This window comes from Polaribacter sp., from assembly GCF_049276715.1.
Classification (GTDB): domain Bacteria; phylum Bacteroidota; class Bacteroidia; order Flavobacteriales; family Flavobacteriaceae; genus Polaribacter.
This window is the reverse complement of the sequence record NZ_JBASWY010000041.1, coordinates 39,174-59,769: the sequence shown is the minus strand read 5'-3', so window position 1 is coordinate 59,769 and position 20,596 is coordinate 39,174. Positions and strand designations below refer to the sequence as shown.

The window sequence follows — 20,596 nt, the reverse complement described above, 5'->3', positions numbered from 1 at the left end:
TACAATGAAAAAAATTATTTACATATTCGCAATTTTTAGTTTTATAACTACAAGTTGCACCAAAGATTTTGAAGAAATAAACACCAATCCAAATGCACCTGCTGCTGTGCAACCTAGCTTGTTATTAAGACAAGTTATTTACGATTTTGGTGAACAAATGAGTTACGAAGGTTTTGTTGCAGGAGATTTATTAGCCCAACACAGAACTGCTTTAGACTTTAATCTCTTTGACAGACACGATTTAAAAAGTCCTCAATTAGGTGGAAACCCTTGGGCTATTTTTTACACCAATTTACGTGATAATGAAATCATTTTAAAACAAAGTAGAGAAACTGCTGCTTTTGCAGTTTACGAAGGTCCAGCTTTAATTTTAAAAGCATACATGGCTGCAGGATTAACAGATTTATTTGGTGATGTTCCTTATTTTGAAGCCTTTGATGGTGTAGATGGAACAGCAACTCCAAGTTATGATTTGCAGTCAGCTATTTATCAAAATGAAAATGGAATTCTAGATAATTTAGACAAAGGAATTGCAGCAATTAATAATTATTCGAGTTCAATTCCATTACAAGGTGATATTTTATTTGAAGGTGATTTACAAGCTTGGATAAAATTTGCAAACTCATTAAAAATTAAATATTTAATCCGAATTTCTGATAAAGTTGATGTTTCTAATCAACTGCATACAATTTTCAATACAGGGAATTATATCAAAAATAATAACGAAAATGCTGTTTTCGATTTCACAAATTCAGAACCCAATAGTTTTAGATTGGCACAATTAAGAATTGGCGATTTTAATAATTTTGTGCTTTCTGAAACGATGGAAGAAATTTTACTTAATTTAAATGATGATAGAATTTCAACATTTTTCAGACCTTTTACAAACTCAACTTCCAGCGAATTTAATGGGTTAATTAACGGAATTAATTCATCAACTACTTCTATTGTTTTATCAGATTATTCTTTAGCAGGAATAGCTTTTAGAGAAGACACTTCTACTTTAGACGCTAATTTTATGACAGCTTGGGAAACTAGTTTTTTATTGGCAGAAGCAGCACAAAAAGGATTGATTACTGCTAATGCAGAAACATTATACAGTATAGGAGTTACACAAGCTTTTGAATATTGGAATACGATTTTGCCTGCAAATTATTTATCAGGAAATGCAAATTTTAATGCAGTTGGCAAGACTCCTTTAGAACAAATTATCACTCAAAAATGGATTGCGTCTATCATTAATGGTTATGAAGGTTGGATTGAATATAGAAGAACGGGTTTTCCAAATTTAAAAGCAGTCTCTGCAAGTTTAAACAATGGTTTAATTCCTGTTAGAATGCCTTATCCTGCTGAAGAAGCAACTTTAAATCAAGTCAATTATGCAGTTGCTGCAAGTGCAACAAATGGAAACAGTTTAAATGCCAAAGTTTGGTGGAATGAGTAAAATCCTATCCCTAACCCTTTCCAAAGGAAAGGGAACTGTTGTGGGAATTTTTGAGAAAGAGTAAATTTATAAAAACTATGTTAACATCCTTTTTTATGAAATTGAGTGAGAACTCCTTCCTGGCGCCTGTGTTGAGCTCAGTCGAAACAGGAAGGTTAGGATGGGCTTATGGTTTTTTGATTTTATTTAGTTTAATACTATTTTTTATATCTCCTTTAGCAAAAACTACAGATCAGTTTTTTAAAGCAGTCCATAAGAAAAAAGCGCCTAATACTTTGGTATTAACAGGGAGCTTAATTATTTCTTGGATTTTTGCCAAAAGCATTACAAACGCTGCAAATTTAGGTCTCGATTTTGGTTTGGTGGGTGGAGTTGCTTATGCTGGTTATTACTTGTCTTTTGCTATTGCAGGTATTGTAATTTATCAATTAAGAACAAAAGGAAATTTTAAAAGTATTCACGAATTTTTAATTTCGAGATTTGGTAAAAAAGCAATGGCTATTTTTTCTATTTTGATTGCTTTTCGACTATTTAATGAAGTTTGGAGTAATACTATGGTTATTGGTAATTATTTTGGAGATATAGGAAGTTCCTCTTATTATTGGTCAATTATTTTATTTACAGTTTTAACTTTAGGATATGCTTTAAAGGGTGGGTTGAGTAGTTCTATTTTTACAGATGTAATTCAAATGGTCTTATTTTCAGTTTTATTAATCATCATTTTAGGAACTATTTTTTCTACAGATGAATTTTCATCAGAACAAATAATTACCTCAGGAACTTGGAGTTTTGAACTCGGTTTAAATCTCTTTTTTGCAGCCATTATTCAATCTTTTAGTTACCCTTTTCACGATCCTGTTTTAACAGACAGAGGTTTTATTTCTTCACCAAAAGTTACTCGTAAAAGTTTTTTATGGGCCAGTTTTTTAGGTGCTATTTGTATTGTTCTTTTTAGTTTGATTGGAGTTTACGCACAAACAAAAGGTATGCAAGGTCAAGCAGCAGTAGAAGTTGGTAAAGCATTGGGCGTTGTTATTTTATTAGTAATCAATTTTATAATGATCACCTCAGCAGCTTCTACATTAGATTCTACTTTTTCATCATTCTCTAAATTATTGGCTATTGATTTAAACCTAAAAAAAACGGTTTCCTTTGGAAGAATTTCAATGATAATATTGGCAATTTTAGGCACAATCCCTGTTTTTTTAGATGCCGAAATTTTATCGGCTACCACAATTTCTGGAACCATGGTAATTGGTTTAACTCCAATTTTTATTTTTTGGAATATCAAAGTTCCAAAAATTAGTTTTTACTTATCTGTAATTTGTGGTTTGGTTTTTGGAATCTTTTTAGTTTTTGATGTTTTTCCAAAAGCATTGATATTTACAGAAGGAAAATATGCAGATTTACTTTGGGTAAATATTTGGGGAATTTTAAGTTGTATCATTTTATATTTTATTCCAAAATGGATCAAATAATAGAGAAATTAGATAAAATATCAGGAAAAACACTACTTTTTGGTGGTGTTTATAGCAATTTACAAGCTTTAGAAGCTTTAAAACATCTTGCAGAAAAAGAACAAATTGCACCAGAAAATTGTATTTGTACTGGTGATATTGTGGGCTATTGTGCTCAACCAGAAGAAACTGTGCAATTATTTAAGTTGTGGGGTGCAAAAAGCATTGTTGGCAATGTAGAAATTCAGTTGAGAGAAAACGCAGAAGATTGTGGTTGCGATTTTAGAGAAGGCTCTAGATGTGATAATTTTTCGCAATTATGGTATCCGTTTGCACAAAGTAAGTTGAGTGAAAATTCATTGGAATTTCTAAAAACATTACCCAATCATATTACTTTTAAGTATGCTGATAAAAAAGTAACTGTAGTTCATGGCTCGTATTTTAACGTATCTGAATTTATTTATAAATCTACAGATTGGGAAGTTAAAAAACCAAATTTTGAAGCTACAAAAAGTGATGTAATTATTGCAGGACATTGTGGATTGCCTTTTCATCATCAAAAAAAAGAACAACTTTGGTTAAATCCTGGTGTTATTGGAATGCCCGCAAATGATGGGAGTCCTGCTGTTTGGTATGTCATTTTAGACGATTCGAATAATAGTTTTAACTTTACACATAAAACACTAGAATACAAATACAAATTAACCAGTAAATTGATGCAAAATGGCTTACTTCCTGAAGAATATTCAAGAACTATTATAACAGGAATTTGGGATAATACAGAAATTTTACCAGCCTTTGAAAGTGGTTTACAAGGATTTGGAATTCAATTATAAAAGAAAATGAAAAAAATACTTTTACTTTTTTTAGTAGTTAGCTCAGCTACTTTTGGACAAAAAAAATTAGATCAACTTTTAGAAAAATGGAACAAAAGAAACGTTCCTTACATGTCTGCAGAAACCTTAGCATTGCCAAAAACAGATGCTATTTTATTAGATGCAAGAGAAGAAAAAGAATTTAAAGTAAGTCATTTAGAAAATGCAATTTGTGTAGGATATGATAATTTTAAAATCAAAGAAACCTTGGAGAAATTACCAAAAGATAAAAGCACTAAAATTGTGGTGTATTGCTCTTTAGGTATTCGTTCTGAAACAGTTGCTTATAAATTAATTCAAGAAGGATATACCAATGTTTACAATTTATATGGAGGTATTTTTGAATGGAAAAACAACAATTTTCAAGTTGTTGATACTTTAGGGAAAACCACAGAAAACGTACATACTTTTAACAAAAGTTGGAGCAAATGGTTAAAAAAAGGAGAGAAAGTTTATGATTAAAGGACTATTTGAAACGCATTTATTTGTTGAAAATTTAGAACGTTCTATAGATTTTTACACCAATGTTTTAAAGTTAGAAATGTATTTATTTGAAGAAGATAGAAGAGCTGCTTTATTTTGGATTGGTAAGCCCCAAAAGGCTATGTTGGGTTTATGGGAAAAACCAAAAGAAGAAATACAGGCAAGACATTTTGCTTTTGAATGCGATTGGAAATGGATTTTAAATGACTCAATACCTTTTTTAAAATCGTACAATTTAAATTTTTGGAATTTTCTAAATACCGATTTAGAAGAACCTATGGTTTTTGCAAACATACCTGCAATCGCTATTTATTTTACAGATCCTGATGGGCATTATTTAGAATTTATTGGTATTCTGCCAGGAAAACACAAACCAGAAAAAGGTAGCTTAGTAATTTCTTATGATGAATGGTTAGAAATGGAAAAAGATGAAGCATAAAAACTTATTATTAATTTTTACCAGAAACCCAGAGTTAGGAAAAGCAAAAACACGTTTGGCAAAAACGGTTGGAGATGAAACTGCTTTAGAAATTTATAAATTTTTACTGGAAAGAACTCGCGAAATTTCATCAAAAGTAAATGCTGATAAAGCTGTTTATTATTCTGTAAAAATTCGAGAAAATGATATTTGGGATGAAAAAATCTATCAAAAACAACAACAATTTGGGGGTGATTTAGGCATAAGAATGCAAAATGCTTTTAAGCAAAGCTTTGAATCTGGTTACAAAAAAGTGATGATTATTGGAAGTGATTTGTATGATTTATCATCAGAAAATATTGAAAAAGCATTTGTAGAATTAGATGAAAATGATGTAGTTATTGGTCCTGCAGAAGATGGTGGTTATTATCTTTTGGGTATGAAAGTTTTGCAAGAAAACATTTTTAAAAATAAAAATTGGGGTACAGAAACTGTTAGAAAAGACACACTAACAGATTTAATTGACAAAAAAGTGAAATTATTAGAGTTTAAAAACGACATAGATGTATATGAGGATATTGTAAATATCCCAGAAATCATGCAAACGTTTATCAACTCTAAATAATTTTATATGAAAAAATTACTACTTGCTTTCCTTTTTGCTTTTTCAATTATAGAATTTAACGCTCAGTGTACCGAAATTGTTGGTGGTTTTGGAAATAGTCCTGATGGAGAATCTTATCATATAAATGGCGATGTAACTCTAACTTTAAATACAAACAACACAATGACATTAAATTTAGCAAGTAATTTTTCTACAATTGCAGGTCCAGATGTTAGAGCTTTTTTAGTGGATTCTGATGGTAAATCAGATGCAGTTTTAGCGCAAACTTTAATTGCAGATTTAAATCATTTTGAAATTGGTTTAACAAAAGCAACAGGTCAACAAACTTTAACAATTGCTATTCCTGAAGAAAAAGATATTACAAATTTTGATAAATTATTCTTCTATTGTTTACAATTCGACCATTTTTGGGATTTAGGAACTTTTGCAAAATTCACTCAAAATAGTTGTTCAGTTTTAGCAATTGATACACATAAAATCGATAGAATTACCTTCTACCCAAATCCAGCAAAAAATAAAATTCAAGTTTCAAATATTGATGGAGTTTCTGCCGAAATTCGTATTTTTAATGTTTTAGGAAAACAAGTTTTTCATCAATCAAAAATTACAGAAAAAATTATCGATATTTCTCCTTTTAAAAAAGGAATTTATCTAGTTAAAATTGATGTTGATGGAAAATCGAAAACACAAAAATTAGTAGTTCAATAAAATATATGAAACAAAAGCGATTACAAGAAACCATCGATTTTTTAAAATCAAAAGGAATTACAAACCCTGAAACAGGAATTGTTTTAGGAACAGGTTTAGGGAAGTTAGTGGATGAAATTTCGATTGAACAAGAAATTGCCTACAAAGACATTCCAAATTTTCCTGTGGCTACTGTAGAATTTCATTCAGGAAAATTAATTTATGGAGAACTTTCTGGTAAAAAAGTAATTGTAATGGCTGGTCGTTTTCATTTATATGAAGGCTATAATCCTTGGGAAGTTACTTACGGAATTAGAACTATGCATGGCTTAGGAATTAAAAATTTACTAATTTCGAATGCAGCTGGAGCTATCAATTTAGATTACAAAAAAGGTGATTTAATGTTGCTTGAAGATCATATTAATCTACAAGGAAGTTCACCTTTGGCATTTAAAGGAGCTAATAATTTTGGCAATATTTTTGCTGATATGCTAGAACCTTATTCAAAAGAAATAAATAATAAATTAAGTTTAATAGCTACCGAAAATAAAATTCTACTGCACAAAGGAATTTACGCAAGTGTTTTAGGACCTCAGTTAGAAACTAGAGCAGAATACAGAATGCTACAAATTTTAGAGGTTGATGCTGTAGGAATGAGTACAGTTCCAGAAGTTATTGTTGCTAAACAATTAAATTTACCTTGTGCAGCCATTTCTGTGTTAACAGACGAATGTGATCCTAAAAATTTACAACCTGTAGATATTTCAGAAATTATTGCAATTGCTGGTAAAGCAGAACCTAAAATGATTACTCTTTTTAAAAAGGTTATTGAAATTTTGTAATACCATTTCCCTAAATATTATTAATTATATTTACTACATTTAATATTCTATGAACGAATATTTTAAATCTATAATTCTAAAAAAACAGGGGCAAGTTCTTTAAAGGAAAAACAGGTTATTCAATCACTTTGGGGTGGCTATGGTAAAATTATACGTTTAACATTGCAAGGTTGTGCAATAAAAAGTGTGTTTATAATTTTAGTAATAATTTAATCGTAAAGTTCTTTTATGAATCATAAAGGAGTGTTCTACAGAAGTTTTAGTGCAGAAAAATGATTCTCTTAAAACTACCAAATTCGTATTCTTAAATATTTTCTTTTACCTATTTTAACATCAAAATACAGTCCTTCAAAACCTAAAGTATTTAGTTTGTAAAGTATTTTATTCCAAGTCATTTCTTTAAAATTTTATTGAAGTTAAATCTTTTTTTCGTGCTTTACCCAATCTACTTCCATGGTCCAACTATCATCCATAGGTGAATCTGTAATTTTAGCAAAGTTTAAAATAGCAAACATTTTTTCTGGATATTTATCTCCTTCACCTTCATTTCTATAAATTTCTTTTCCATCCAATCTATAAACCAAATCGCTATTTTCCCACTCTACAGAATACTCGTGAAAATCGTTCAGAGTTGCAGGAAAATTTCTACGTTTACTTTCCCAATCTCCTTTATCACAGTTTCCTAAACTTACAATTGCACCTGTTGTAAATAAATCGTGGTGATAATCTCCATGATGTTCAAAAATATCTATTTCTCCAGAACCAGTTAAAGGCCAACAAACGGTTTCGTTTTCTTCTTGCACAGGAGGTTCATTATTTTCTGCGCCTAATAACCACCAAGCAGGAAACATGCTTTTTTCGCCATTGCTACTTAACTTTAGCTTGGCTGTCCATTTACCTTTTACAAATTCTTTTTTGTTTTTAGAGCATATTCTACCAGCTACATATTGGGTTTCTGGATGCTGCTTGCCATGTTTATCAAAATTATCGCAAGGTAATTTTTCACCTGCATTTACTACTCTTAACTTTAATGTACCCTCACTTACCTCACGTGTATTATGTTTATTGTCTGGCACGTAACAATGTGTTTCATTATTTACCCAAATGCGCTGATCTTGCCAATTATCAGTATTAAAAGAATTAAAATCATCTATAAAATCGACTTCCCAAACTTGCGAAACTTCGATTTTTGATTCTTTTTTCGCTATTTTTTTTTTACAAGAAAACGCAAGGCTTATTAAAAAAAATAGAATTAAATTTAAGAAAGTAGTTTTAGTTTTCATTGTTACTGTTTTTTTATTGATACAAGATAAGTAAAATTAAGAAATCAAAAAAAACAAAGAAAAAAAGCTGTCTCTCTATGAAACAGCTTTCTAATTTTAATAAAGACATCCCCCAACATCTTTAATTAAACAAATTTAAATTTATTAAAAGAAAAGGATGTTTCTTTTTAGCCCTTTTTAAGTTCTTTTTTTTTCAACAAGCTACTTTTATTAGACTTTTTAGTACTTTTTAGTACTTTTTAAAGAAAATTAGTTGTTTCTACCTTTTTCATGCGGATATAAGCTTGGCAAATTATCACTTTGAAAAAATATTTTTGTATCGATATTTATTGCTGAAATTTTCCCTTTAAAAGCTGCTCCAGTATCAACATTCCATAAATTGGCAATATTAACTGGGGTTTCGATTCCGAAATTTGTGGTTGGTGTGTGTCCAATATAAATTTCTTTATAATGTTGTAATCTTTTAGGATAAAAAATGGAATCTTTACGTATGTTCTTGTCCATAGAAAAAACCATTTCCCATAAAGTTCTGTCTGTACAAAAGTTTATTTTGTTCGATTCACTTTCTACACCATGAATAGATGTAAAACCTGCATGTAAAAAAAGCCTGTTTTGATCATCTAAATAAAACATTTTTAAATTTTTGAAGAAGATTAAATGCTTATTTTTATCATCTTTAGAAAAACCATCATAACTTTCCATGGTTTGTTTTCCTCCATGCATAAACCAAGAAGGATTCACGTCGTTCTCGTTTTTTAACCAATTTTCGCACCAAATATCATGGTTTCCTTTTATAAAAATACAGTTTATTTTTTTTGATAAATGGATTAAAAACTCAATTACTTGAGCAGATTCACTCCAACCATCTACATAATCTCCCATAAAAATTAAGGTATCTTTCTCTGTGATTTCTAGTTTGTTTAAAACTTGAAGTAGTGCCTTTAAACCTCCATGAATATCTCCTATTGCAAAAGTTCTCATTCTTTTTCTTTAAGTAACAAAACTAAACCCTTTAAAGAGTTTTTATATTAACATAACATTAAAAATACTGCCCAATACCAAAAACAAAACCACCATTAGAATTGTTTTTTCTGTTTAAAACACTAAAACCATAATCGATTCTAAACGTTGCATTGTATATTTTTTTACTTATAAAACGCAGCCCAACTCCTGAATATATTCTAATATTTTCACTTTGCACGAAATCATTTAAACTTCCTCCAGGATTTCTCCAAGAGCCAAAATCAGAAAAAATATTGGTTTGAATTGCTAACCACTTTTTATCATAAACAGTATATCTGTATTCTGAATTTAAAACGATAACACCTGTGCCTCTATCCACTAAAATACCCACACCTCTCAGATTAACATTATTATCTAAAGCAAAAGGTGCAAAAGGTGTTTCTTCGTTACTAGATAAACCAAAACGTAATCGGTTTGCCCAATTTCCTTTTTCTCCAATTCTTTTAAAATAAAAAAAGTCGTTCCAAGCTATAAAGAAATCGCTTTGAAATTGATTATTAGAAGTTACAAATTGTGTGTATAAGACACTTTTAAATCCGCTTACATATTGATAAAAATAATCTAAACTATCATAAGAATACAGAAGTTTGAAAAGTGTTTTATCTAAATCTAAACTTTGTGGAATAGATGCATCTGTTGCTCCTGATAGATATTGATATTTTTCACTAAAAACATTCACTCCAAAATTAATTTCGTTTTTTAAGTTGAATTGATACAAACCTAAAACCTCAAAAGAAATGTTATTATATAAATAATTTGCAGACTGATTTCCAAAATAAAGTGGTTCTTCACTTTTCCAGTTTTGATGATTTAAAGCCAAACCCCATTTTTTAGAAAACAAGTTGGGTGCTCTAAAATTAATGCCATAAGAATCAAAACCATTGTTTTGATAAAAACCTCCCAAAACAATATTTCTTCCTAAAAGATTATAATCATACAAACCTATTTTGTAGGAAAACTGTTTGTTAGTTGTGGTCCATAAATTAATTTCTGGAATTATGGTGTAATTTTCTTCGATTACAATAGAAACCCTGCATTCTTTATTATCAGAATAATAAACATTGTAATAGGCATTGCTAATTGCTGGTAGTCTTTTTAGTAAAACAATATCGTTATCTAAAGAAGTAGAATCTAAAACATCTCCTTTTTTAAAAGATAGTAACGATTTTAAAAAAACCTTTTTCGTTTTTTTTGTGCCTTCTATTTCTATATTATTAATTGAATTTTCTTGCGAAAAAAAACTAATTGACATCCAAAAAAAAAGTAAAAAAAACAATCCGTTTTTTAATTTCATTACTAGGCTGTAAACATTTTTGTATTTACAAATTTACCAAATTATATTTAACTAATTTGGTTCTAATAAATTACAAATAAATCTTAGCCTTAAATATTCTATATTTTGAAGGTAATAATTGGCAATGCAGAATGATTTGAAATATCTTCAGAAATGCTTCCTGAAAAAACGTGAGACAAGCCCTTTCTTGCATGTGTAACTAGCGAAATTAAATCTGCACCAACTGCATTAGAAAATGTAAAAACACCTTCTTCTATAGATTTTGCACAAACAAAATTCACATTTATTAATCTGTCTATATTTCCTTCTGCTTGCATTAAAAAGTTAGTAGCTAAATAATCCATTTCTGGAGTAGTTTTAAATTTTTCGCTTGGCAAGTTTATAAACAAAAGATGTTTTCTAGCATTTAAAAACTCCAGTGAGCTTAACATTCTTTTATAGGCAGGAATTGATTCCTCTGAAAAATCAGTTGCAAAAACAACATCTGTAAAATTAATATCATGTATTTCATCTTTTACTACTAAAACAGGTGTATCAGAATATCTAATTACTTTTTCTGTATTAGAGCCCATAAAAAACTCTTTTAAACCACTAGCTCCATGAGAGCCCATAATTATAAAATCTGCCCCAATTTCTTTTGCTATCTCATTTATTTCACTAAAAATTTTATAATGCTTAATAATTGGAACTACTTTAATACCTTCTAAAAAATCTTTTTGAAGAAACTTTTTTATTCTTTTTTCTGCTAGTTTTAAGAGAAAAACGGCATTTTCTTGACTATAGCCTGGACTTTGTGCAAAATTCACCTGTTGAAGATCTAACATATGAAGCGCATAAATGGTTACTTCTGTTTTTTTTGATAAAAGGGCTGCACTTTTTAAAGCATATTCTGAATGTTGAGAAAAATCTATGGGTACAATTATTTTTTTCATGTTAAATGAATTTTAGAGTCTAACACAAAACTAAACAGGTTTTGCTTATTTTATTAAAACATTTATCATGTTTTTAGAAAAATTTATTGCTTATGTAATTGTATTAATAACTCTTCTGCAGGTTTATTTTGAGGTGTAAATCTGTTATTGTTTTCTCCACCAACCTTATCATGTGCATGAAACCATTTCCAAATAAAACCACCTACAAACCATTCTTCTTTCCAAAACTGATTATGAATTGCTTGCAAAGCATCTGCCTGTGCTTTAAGGTTTACATTCCCTTCTAATCTATCTACATCCCATGGTTTTTTACCATTATAATCAACACTTCTATAGCCATATTCTGTAAACAAAATGGGTTTATTATATTTTTTTTGAATACTCATAATTTCTTCTTTATGAGGTTTCCAGCCGTCTTCAAAATCTTTGATTGTTGGCGATTTTAATTCACTTAAAGGAAAATAAGCATCAATACCAATAAAATCTAATTCTGCTAAAAAAGGAACTTTTTTATACTCATTCCAATTTGCAGCATAGGTTAATTTCCCTTTATAAATCTGTCTGATTTCTTTAATTAATTTCTGCCAATATTTAGGTCTATTTAGCACGAATTCTTCTAACTCTGTACCAATACAAAATATTTCTGCATTTAATTCTTTGGCAGCATATGCATATGTTAAAATATAATCTCTGTAAGTATTTTCTAAAAGTACCCAATTTTCTTCAGTTGTTGGTTTTAAATCTCCTGTAAAACCTCCTCTTCTTAACCATAAATGAGGTTTTACCATAATTTTTATGCCAACTTTTTGAAACTCTTTGGCATACTGCAGCAACCCATTTTTCGTTTCCCCAAACCATTCTCTATTTGTATTGAACTGAATCTTAGGAACTTCAATATCTCTAATATAGCTATAAGGCATTAAAGCAACATAATTACTATTTACCTTTATTGCAGGGTTTATATGTTTGGCATCAATTGTATCTCTTGATGCTACAAAACTCAAACCATTTATTTTTTTTGTTTGACTAGTGCAGGATATTTGTAATAAAATAATAGCTGCTAATAAGAGAGTTTTTGTTTTCATAAATCTCTCTAAAAGTAGTTATTTTTATTAAAACAAAGCTCTTAAACCAATGTTAAAACTTTGCCCTAAACCTGTATTATTTCCTCGCACAAATTTACTATATAATGCTTCTAAATTTAAAGTATTGGTTAATTGGTATTTTCCACCAAAACCCAAAGCAGTAAAATCTTGTGTAAAATTTCCAAAACGATTTGTGTGCTGAATAAATCCTAAAATAGTAGATTTTTCACTTGGAAAATAACTCATAAAAATCCCTGGATTTAAGATAAAAGTTCCTGAGGCGAAACTACCTTCTAAAGTTGTTTTTCTACCTTGAGCGTCAAAAACTGCGTTTTCGTCCTTTCCAAAAAAGTATTGTGTATTTAATTCTGTAAATAATTGCCATTTTCCACTTGGTAAAGTGTAATCGTAAAAAAGGCGATTTTGAAAATTCCAAGCTGCTTCATCTAAAAAAATACCATCTACTGTTTCTTGTTTTACCAAAGGAATATTTATTGTAGATTGAACAGAAAAATTACCAATATTTTCTATGGGTTGCCATTTAATTGAAGGTGCAATTGAGGTAATACCTGCTCTACCATCAAAACTAAAAACCGAAAAAGCATTTCTACCATTTATTGTATTCGACCTTGTTTCGATAATTAAACCTACATTAAACCGACTATTTTCTGATATTCCTTTAAAAATTTCGATGGTTGATGTAAAGTAATTTTCTCTTGGTTTGTCTGCTTTAATACCATTAAAAGTAGCACTAGTTTCTGTGTACAAATTATTAAAAAACTTAATATCCCATTGATCTTTATTTAAAAGTTTTGAAGGTGTGTAGGTTTGAATGTTGCTTTTAGAATTATCTTCTTCTTGTGCAAAAACATGAATACTTATCAATAAAAGTGATGCAAATACGATTTGCTTTACATTGTTTCTCATTTTAGTTTAGTTTAGTTTAATTTAGATTATGCTATCAGTCTTTAATTAAATTAATTACTTACAGAATATTTTATTTATAATAATTCTAAATTATAGTTGCTTTTTAAGTTCTTAACTTTAACTTCGACTTAAATGCAAGAACTAATCAACTAACTATGGAACATATTGTTATTATCGGAAATGGAATTTCTGGTGTTACAGTTGCAAGGCATATCAGAAAAAATTCTGACAAAAAAATAACCATTGTCTCTGCTGAAACCAAATACTTCTTTTCTAGAACTGCGCTAATGTATATTTACATGGGGCACATGAAATTTGAACATACGCAACCTTACGAAAATTGGTTTTGGGAGAGGAATAACATCAACCTAAAAGAAGGTTATGTTTCTAGAATAGATACTGATAAAAAAACATTAGAATTTAAAGATTCTTCTTCACTTTCTTATGATAAATTAATTATTGCAACTGGTTCAAAACCAAATAAGTTTGGTTGGCCAGGCCAGGATTTAGAAGGAGTTATGGGCATGTATCATAAACAAGATTTAGAAAATTTAGAAAAATATGCACCTAATAACAAAGTTTGTAAAAGAGCTGTAATTGTTGGTGGTGGATTAATAGGAATTGAATTGGCAGAAATGCTGAGAAGCAGAAAAATACCTGTTACTTTTTTAGTACGTGAAGATAGTTTTTGGAACGGAGTTCTGCCTGCTCAAGAATCTGAAATGATAAACAATCATATTAAAGAACATCATATAGATTTGCGATTAAGTACTAATTTAAAAGAAATTAAAAGTGATGAAAATGGACGTGTAAAATCGATAATTATTGAAGAAACTGGTGAAGAAATATCTTGCAATGTTGTGGGTTTAACTGCAGGTGTAACTCCAAATATCGCCTTTTTAAAAGATTCAGGAATTGAAACTAAAAAAGGAGTTTTAGTAAACAGATATTTAGAAACAAATATAAAAGATGTTTATGCAATTGGAGATTGTGCAGAACAACACACTGCAATTGGTCAGCGTAGAAATATTGAAGCAGTTTGGTATACAGGAAGAATGATGGGCGAAGCTTTAGCACAAACCATTTGTGGAAACAAAATGGAATACAAACCTGGACATTGGTTTAATTCTGCCAAGTTTTTAGATATTGAATATCAAACTTATGGTTGGGTTTTTAGCGAGCGAAACAAACAAGAAAATGAAACGTATTTTCAATGGCAACATGCGAATAAAAATATTTGTATTACCATTTCTTATGATAAAAATACGCATAAATTTTTAGGAATAAATACATTCGGAATTCGAATGCGCCATGAGCTTTTTGATAGATGGTTAACTGAAAATCAATCAATAGAACACGTATTAGAATATTTAAAAGACGCCAATTTCGATCCTGAATTTTACAGTTTGTATGAAAACGATATTGTTGCCAAGTTCAATCAGGAAAATGGAACTGATATTAAAGTAAAAAAGAAAAGTTGGAAACGAATTTTTTCTAAAGCTTAAAATATAATGAAAACAATAAAACACATAGGTTTAGTAATCTTTTTAATAGGATTAACCATTTTTACAGCATCTGTTTTTACAGGGAACTTTTCTTTTACAGAAAAAGAATTAGACATTTATTTTGTTGAAAAGAAATACAAAAGTGACATTTTTAAAGAAGAATTACAAAAAGGAATTGTAACCGATGAAAATTTAAATATTTTCCAATTTTCTAAGCGCGTTAGAAATGCTGTAGAAAAAAACAATTTGTATTATGATAATTTAATAGAAAAATATAACAAAGAGAAAAATTGGGATAAAAAAGGCTTACAGTATCAATATAAAATCAATGGAAAACCTCACGCCATAAGTTATCAGATTGCAAAAAAAGCAGGCAGTGGTTTTGTAAAAGAAAATGCTAGCCTCATGTGGTTCTTAACTTTTGGTTTAGGAATTCTAGGCGCATTAATGTTTATGCTACCAAACCTAATTTTACTTGGAAAACCTGGCATAAAAAACGATCATATTTATCAAGAATCTTCAACTAATAGAGGTTTTATTGCTTGGTTGGTTTTAGTTTACTTGGTTACTTTTTATTTGGTGCTATATTTTATGGCAGATTATGTAGTGAATTGGACATATATTTTAGACCCAATAAGCAAAGCATTAAATGGTGGTGAAGCATCTCAATGGTTTGTTTATGGTTTTTTATACTGCACAATTATGCTAACAATGGGCATAAGAATGTACATTAAATACAGACATAATAAATATCAAATTGTAAGAACAACATCGGTTTTATTTTTTCAAATTGTATTTGCCTTTTTAATTCCTGAAATTATGGCAAGTTTAGGAAAACCTGGTTACGATTTTAAAAGCGCCTTTCCTTTAGATTATGATTTTTTTTGGGAATGGAACATTAAAAGCTTATCTGAGAGTGGAGGAATAGGTATCTTTATTTTGGTTTGGGGAATTATTTTAACTTTAATTATAGTTCCTGTAATGGTTTATTTCTTTGGAAAAAGATGGTACTGTTCTTGGGTTTGTGGTTGTGGAGGTTTAGCCGAAACTTTAGGAGATCCATACAGACAGCATTCAGACAAAAGTTTAAATGCATGGAAACTAGAAAGATGGTTAATTCATGCTGTTTTAGTTTTTTCTTTATTAATGACGCTAGTTACTTTATATTGTTATTTTTCTGGAACGAGTTCTTTTCTAGGAATAAAATCGCAATGGATAAAAGACACCTATAGTTTCTTAATTGGAGCTTGGTTTGCAGGCGTTATTGGAACAGGCTTCTATCCTATTTTCGGTAACAGAGTTTGGTGCAGATTTGGTTGCCCATTAGCTGCTTATTTAGGTTTAGTACAACGTTTTAAATCGCGTTTTAGAATTACTACAAATGGTGGGCAATGCATTTCTTGTGGTAACTGTTCTACGTATTGTGAGCAGGGAATAGATGTAAGAGCGTATGCACAAAAAGGAGAAAATATTGTACGTTCTAGTTGTGTGGGTTGTGGAATTTGTTCTGCAGTTTGTCCAAGAGGAGTTTTAAAATTAGAAAATGGACCTGAAAATGGAAGAATAAACCCAACAGACATTTTATTAGGGAATGATATAGATTTAATGAGTTTGGTAAATAAGAAGTTATGATAAAAAAAATAGTGTTTACTCTAATTCTATTGATAAATTTTACAATATCCGCGAAAAAAATATATTACAAGGCCTATTACAAAAACGGACAACTGAAAGAAGAAGGTTGGTTGAAAAATGATAAAAAAATAGATTATTGGAAATTTTATCATAAAAATGGAAATATCAAAGAAGAAGGACGTTTTAAAAATGGTCAAAAAATAAATTATTGGTACTTTTACAACGACAATTCAATTCTTGAAAAAGAAGGTCATTACAAAAAAGGAAATAAAGATAGTTGGTGGCTATTTTACGACAAAAATGGTAATATAAACCACAAATGCCAATTAGAAAATAATCAGAAAAATGGATATTGTTTGATTTACAAAAAAAACGAACTTATAAAAGCTTCAAAATTTAAAGCTGGGAAAAAAATTAAAGAATGGACAGACTTTTCATCATTTAAAAAAGAGAACAATCTATTTGATTTAAGATAAATGAACCCAATAATAAAAGTAATTATCCCTGCTTATAATGAGCAAAATTCTATTGCAAAAGTTATTAAAGATATTCCTAAAATTGTTAACGAAATAATTGTAATTAGTAATAATTCTACAGATAACACAGAAATAAATGCAAGAAATGCAGGAGCTACTGTTCTTTTGGAAAAGCAAAAAGGCTATGGTTTTGCGTGTTTAAAAGGGATGGATTATATTGCAGGTCAAATAACCAAACCAGATATCATTGTATTTTTAGATGGAGATTATTCAGATTACCCAGAACAACTAATAGAAATTGTAAGGCCAATAATTAAAGATAATTTAGATTTTGTTGTTGGTGCAAGAGTGCATCAATATAGAGAAACTGGGGCAATGACACCTCAACAAATCTTTGGTAATTGGCTAGCCACTTCTCTAATGAAATTCTTTTTTGGTGCAAAATTTACAGATTTAGGTCCCTTTAGAGCTATTAAATACAACAAATTATTAGCACTTAAAATGGAAGACAAAACCTATGGTTGGACAGTTGAAATGCAATTAAAAGTAATTAAACAAAAAATGACATATATAGAAATACCTGTAAAATATAGAAATAGAATTGGAGTTTCAAAAGTTTCAGGTACCATAAAAGGTAGTATATTTGCAGGTATGAAAATTTTAGGTTGGATTTTTAAATACAGTTTTAAATAATGATTTTAGAATATTTAGTTATTTCTATTTATACAATATGCCTATTGCTTATTTTTGTGTATGCTCTAGCACAATTAAATCTCCTTGTTAACTACCTAAAAAACAGAGATAAAGAAGATTTTTCTCCAAAATTCGATTTTAATAATCCAGAAGAAATTCCTTTTGTAACGATACAGCTTCCTGTTTTTAACGAGCTTTATGTAATGAAGCGTTTGTTAAAAAATATTGCAAAAATAGATTATCCTATAGATAAATTTGAAATTCAAGTATTAGATGATTCTACAGATGAATCTGTAGAAATGACTGCCAAACACGTAAAAAAAGTGCAAGAAAAAGGCATAGACATTAAACATATTAGAAGAAGTAATAGAGATGGCTATAAAGCTGGAGCGTTAAAAGAAGGTTTAAAATTAGCAAAAGGTGAATTTATTGCCATTTTTGATGCAGATTTTTTACCAAAAGAAGATTGGTTACTGCAAACTGTGCCTTATTTTAAGGATGAAAAAATTGGAGTTGTTCAAACAAGATGGAGTCATATTAACAGAAATTATTCAACCTTAACAAGAATTCAGGCGTTTATGTTAGATGCCCATTTTACTTTAGAACAAGTAGGACGAAATAGCAAAGGACACTTTATAAATTTTAATGGAACTGCTGGTATATGGCGAAAAGAATGTATCTATGATGCTGGAAATTGGCAAGGAGATACTTTAACAGAAGACATTGATTTAAGTTATAGAGCACAATTAAAAAATTGGAAATTTAAGTATTTAGAGAAAGTAGAAACTCCAGCTGAACTACCTGTAATAATTAGTGCAGCAAGATCGCAACAATTTAGATGGAATAAAGGTGGTGCAGAGAATTTTCAAAAAATGGCGAGACGAATTATCACGAGTAAAAGCGCTCCTTTTAAAACTAAAATTCATGCTTTATTGCATTTGTTAAATAGCTCTATGTTTACTTGCATATTTTTAGTGGCTGTTTTAAGTGTGCCCATGTTGTATATTAAAAATGAATATGCTCACTTAAGAAATTATTTTTATATGATGAGCTTTTTTGTGGTTAGTTCACTCATCTTTTTTGTTTGTTATTGGCATATGTACAAAAATATTTATGGTGGTGGATTTATTAAATTTTTTAAATATATAGGCGCATTTTTCACTTTCTTTTCTGTTGCAATGGGTTTTTCATTGCATAATACAATAGCAGTTTTAGAAGGTCATTTTGGTAAAAAAAGTGAGTTTGTAAGAACACCAAAATTTAATATTAAAACCATAAAAGACGGTTGGAAAAATAATAAATACATTAAAAAGAAACCCTCTGTACACGTAATTCTAGAAGGTATATTAGCTTTATATTTTGTGTTTGGAATGTATAGTGCTTTTATTGTTGGAGATCAAGGAGGCGATTTTGGTTTATTTCCATTCCATTTTATGCTTTTTGTTGGTTTTTCTTATGTATTTTTTAAATCCATTTTTTCGAAAGCTTAATGTTTTTCTTTAGAAAACAAAAGGTTACTTTATTAGTTCTTACAAGCATAATTCTCTACTTTTTATTTGGCTACTTTTTAGAAAGAACAGCATTTTATAAGCTCCTTTTTTTGTGGTCTGCACTCTTTGGTTGTTTTTATTTTTTAATAAATAACAAGAAAATTTCATTTTCAAATTTAGTAGGCATTTCCATTCTTTTTAGATTGATATTTCTCTTTACTACTCCAAATTTATCACAAGATTTTTATCGTTTTATTTGGGATGGAAGAATGATTTTAGAAGGCTTAAATCCTTACTTATCTTATCCAGAATACTTTATGCAACAAAGAATATATCCCATTGCTGAAGCTTCTGAATTGTATCTTGGAATGGGCGAATTAAATGGAAGCCATTATTCCAATTACCCACCTTTAAATCAACTTTGTTTTTTAATAGCTGCCATTTTTTCTAGCAAAAGTATATTTGGTTCTATTATTGTTTTAAGGTCGATCATTATTTTAGCAGACATTGGAATTCTTTATTTTGGAAGTAAGTTATTACAGAAACTAAACCTACCAAAAAGAAATATATTTTGGTACATATTAAATCCATTCATCATTATAGAAATGACAGGCAATTTGCATTTCGAATCTGTAATGCTCTTCTTTTTTATTGTTGGGATGTATAAATTACATCAACAAAAATGGATTTTAGCAGCTATTTTTATTGGACTCTCTATTTCCTTAAAATTGCTTCCTTTATTGTTTTTACCCTTGTTTTTTAAATGGTTTGTAAAAAACAGAGATTTAGATTTAGAATTTATTCAATGTAAAAAAAATGTTGTAAATCTTGAAAAAAATATTCCTGCCTTTATGGGAATTTCAAAACTGATAGCATTTTACGCAATCATTTTATCTACAATTACACTACTTTTTCTTCCTTTTTATTCATCAGAATTACTAGAAAACTACACAAAATCTATAGCCTTATGGTTTGGTAAATTTGAGTTTAATGCAAGCTTTTATTACATTTTTAGAGAAATAGGTTACGTTTTTAGAGGCTACAATGAAATTGCAATTATTGGAAAAATAACAGCTATTTCAACCATTCTATTTTTAATAATACTCACCTTTTTTAGAAAAAACACTTCTTTTAAACAACTATTTACAGCAATGTTATTTGGTTTGTGTTTTTACTATTTTACTGCGACAACTCTTCATCCTTGGTATATAGCAACACCATTACTGCTATCTGTTTTTACAAAATATAAATTCCCAATTCTCTGGAGTTTGGTTGTTATTTTAAGTTATCAAGTGTATGCTAATGAACTTTGGAAAGAAAATCCATTTATATTAATAATTGAATATTTATTGGTATTTGGGTTTTTAATTTACGAATTGAAAAATAAATCATCAAAAAATAACAACTTAATCATTTAATAAAAAA

20 protein-coding genes are annotated in these 20,596 nt (G+C 29.2%); 14 read left to right on the top strand and 6 right to left on the bottom strand.

Annotated elements, in window-relative coordinates; translation table 11 throughout:
* Window positions 1-4 precede the first annotated feature (4 nt).
* The 8 genes from WAO74_RS10090 (at window position 5) to WAO74_RS10055 (ending at window position 6,831) form a co-directional block, all read left to right on the top strand.
* Entirely contained in the window at window positions 5-1,444 is a 1,440-nt protein-coding gene (locus WAO74_RS10090) for a SusD/RagB family nutrient-binding outer membrane lipoprotein (protein ID WP_422161770.1), read from the top strand.
* 95 nt (window positions 1,445-1,539) lie between these two features.
* On the top strand, window positions 1,540-2,922 hold the full coding sequence (locus WAO74_RS10085; protein WP_422161768.1) for a sodium:solute symporter family transporter: 1,383 nt from the start codon (window positions 1,540-1,542) through the stop codon (window positions 2,920-2,922).
* The gene (locus tag WAO74_RS10080) at window positions 2,910-3,737 is read left to right on the top strand and encodes a metallophosphoesterase family protein (protein ID WP_422161766.1); all 828 of its coding nucleotides are present in this window, start codon (window positions 2,910-2,912) and stop codon (window positions 3,735-3,737) included. The genes WAO74_RS10085 and WAO74_RS10080 overlap by 13 nt, the downstream gene beginning before the upstream one ends.
* A 6-nt stretch (window positions 3,738-3,743) precedes the next feature.
* The gene (locus WAO74_RS10075) at window positions 3,744-4,238 is read left to right on the top strand and encodes a rhodanese-like domain-containing protein (protein ID WP_422161763.1); all 495 of its coding nucleotides are present in this window, start codon (window positions 3,744-3,746) and stop codon (window positions 4,236-4,238) included.
* A complete protein-coding gene (locus WAO74_RS10070; protein WP_422161761.1) occupies window positions 4,231-4,698 on the top strand; it encodes a VOC family protein in 468 nt (155 codons plus the stop codon). Before WAO74_RS10075 ends, WAO74_RS10070 begins: the two co-directional genes overlap by 8 nt.
* Window positions 4,688-5,302: a TIGR04282 family arsenosugar biosynthesis glycosyltransferase gene (locus WAO74_RS10065; RefSeq protein ID WP_422161759.1), complete on the top strand. Its 615-nt coding sequence runs from the start codon at window positions 4,688-4,690 to the stop codon at window positions 5,300-5,302. Before WAO74_RS10070 ends, WAO74_RS10065 begins: the two co-directional genes overlap by 11 nt.
* A gap of 6 nt (window positions 5,303-5,308) precedes the next feature.
* Window positions 5,309-6,010 carry a T9SS type A sorting domain-containing protein gene (locus tag WAO74_RS10060; protein ID WP_422161757.1) on the top strand — a complete coding sequence of 234 codons (702 nt, stop codon included), beginning with the start codon at window positions 5,309-5,311 and terminating at the stop codon, window positions 6,008-6,010.
* Between the two features lie 5 nt (window positions 6,011-6,015).
* Entirely contained in the window at window positions 6,016-6,831 is an 816-nt protein-coding gene (locus WAO74_RS10055) for a purine-nucleoside phosphorylase (protein ID WP_422161755.1), read from the top strand.
* Window positions 6,832-7,247: 416 nt separating this feature from the next.
* Here the strand turns inward: WAO74_RS10055 and WAO74_RS10050 are convergent, their stop codons facing one another.
* From WAO74_RS10050 to WAO74_RS10025, 6 genes are all read right to left on the bottom strand, one after another.
* A complete protein-coding gene (locus tag WAO74_RS10050; protein WP_422161754.1) occupies window positions 7,248-8,114 on the bottom strand; it encodes a glycoside hydrolase family 16 protein in 867 nt (288 codons plus the stop codon).
* A 249-nt stretch (window positions 8,115-8,363) separates the two neighbouring features.
* Window positions 8,364-9,095, bottom strand: a complete 732-nt coding sequence (locus WAO74_RS10045; protein WP_422161752.1) for a metallophosphoesterase family protein — start codon at window positions 9,093-9,095, stop codon at window positions 8,364-8,366.
* A gap of 58 nt (window positions 9,096-9,153) precedes the next feature.
* Entirely contained in the window at window positions 9,154-10,389 is a 1,236-nt protein-coding gene (locus WAO74_RS10040) for a POTRA domain-containing protein (RefSeq protein ID WP_422161751.1), read from the bottom strand.
* Between the two features lie 140 nt (window positions 10,390-10,529).
* Window positions 10,530-11,363, bottom strand: coding sequence for a universal stress protein (locus WAO74_RS10035; RefSeq protein ID WP_422161749.1), 834 nt, complete (start codon window positions 11,361-11,363; stop codon window positions 10,530-10,532).
* Between the two features lie 83 nt (window positions 11,364-11,446).
* A complete protein-coding gene (locus tag WAO74_RS10030) occupies window positions 11,447-12,448 on the bottom strand; it encodes a glycoside hydrolase family 113 (RefSeq protein WP_422161747.1) in 1,002 nt (333 codons plus the stop codon).
* Between the two features lie 27 nt (window positions 12,449-12,475).
* On the bottom strand, window positions 12,476-13,375 hold the full coding sequence (locus WAO74_RS10025; protein ID WP_422161746.1) for a transporter: 900 nt from the start codon (window positions 13,373-13,375) through the stop codon (window positions 12,476-12,478).
* Between the two features lie 155 nt (window positions 13,376-13,530).
* On the opposite strand from WAO74_RS10025, the gene WAO74_RS10020 reads away from it, so the two are divergent.
* The 6 genes from WAO74_RS10020 to WAO74_RS09995 are packed head-to-tail and all read left to right on the top strand — an operon-like array spanning window position 13,531 to window position 20,589.
* Complete coding sequence (locus WAO74_RS10020; RefSeq protein WP_422161745.1) at window positions 13,531-14,880, top strand: NAD(P)/FAD-dependent oxidoreductase; 1,350 nt, start codon at window positions 13,531-13,533, stop codon at window positions 14,878-14,880.
* 6 nt (window positions 14,881-14,886) lie between these two features.
* Window positions 14,887-16,512, top strand: coding sequence for a 4Fe-4S binding protein (locus WAO74_RS10015; protein WP_422161743.1), 1,626 nt, complete (start codon window positions 14,887-14,889; stop codon window positions 16,510-16,512).
* Window positions 16,509-16,988, top strand: a complete 480-nt coding sequence (locus WAO74_RS10010; protein WP_422161741.1) for a toxin-antitoxin system YwqK family antitoxin — start codon at window positions 16,509-16,511, stop codon at window positions 16,986-16,988. The genes WAO74_RS10015 and WAO74_RS10010 overlap by 4 nt, the downstream gene beginning before the upstream one ends.
* Window positions 16,989-17,681, top strand: coding sequence for a glycosyltransferase family 2 protein (locus tag WAO74_RS10005; RefSeq protein ID WP_422161740.1), 693 nt, complete (start codon window positions 16,989-16,991; stop codon window positions 17,679-17,681).
* Complete coding sequence (locus tag WAO74_RS10000; protein WP_422161738.1) at window positions 17,681-19,171, top strand: cellulose synthase family protein; 1,491 nt, start codon at window positions 17,681-17,683, stop codon at window positions 19,169-19,171. Before WAO74_RS10005 ends, WAO74_RS10000 begins: the two co-directional genes overlap by 1 nt.
* Entirely contained in the window at window positions 19,171-20,589 is a 1,419-nt protein-coding gene (locus tag WAO74_RS09995) for a mannosyltransferase (RefSeq protein ID WP_422161736.1), read from the top strand. The genes WAO74_RS10000 and WAO74_RS09995 overlap by 1 nt, the downstream gene beginning before the upstream one ends.
* The last annotated feature ends 7 nt before the right edge of the window (window positions 20,590-20,596 follow it).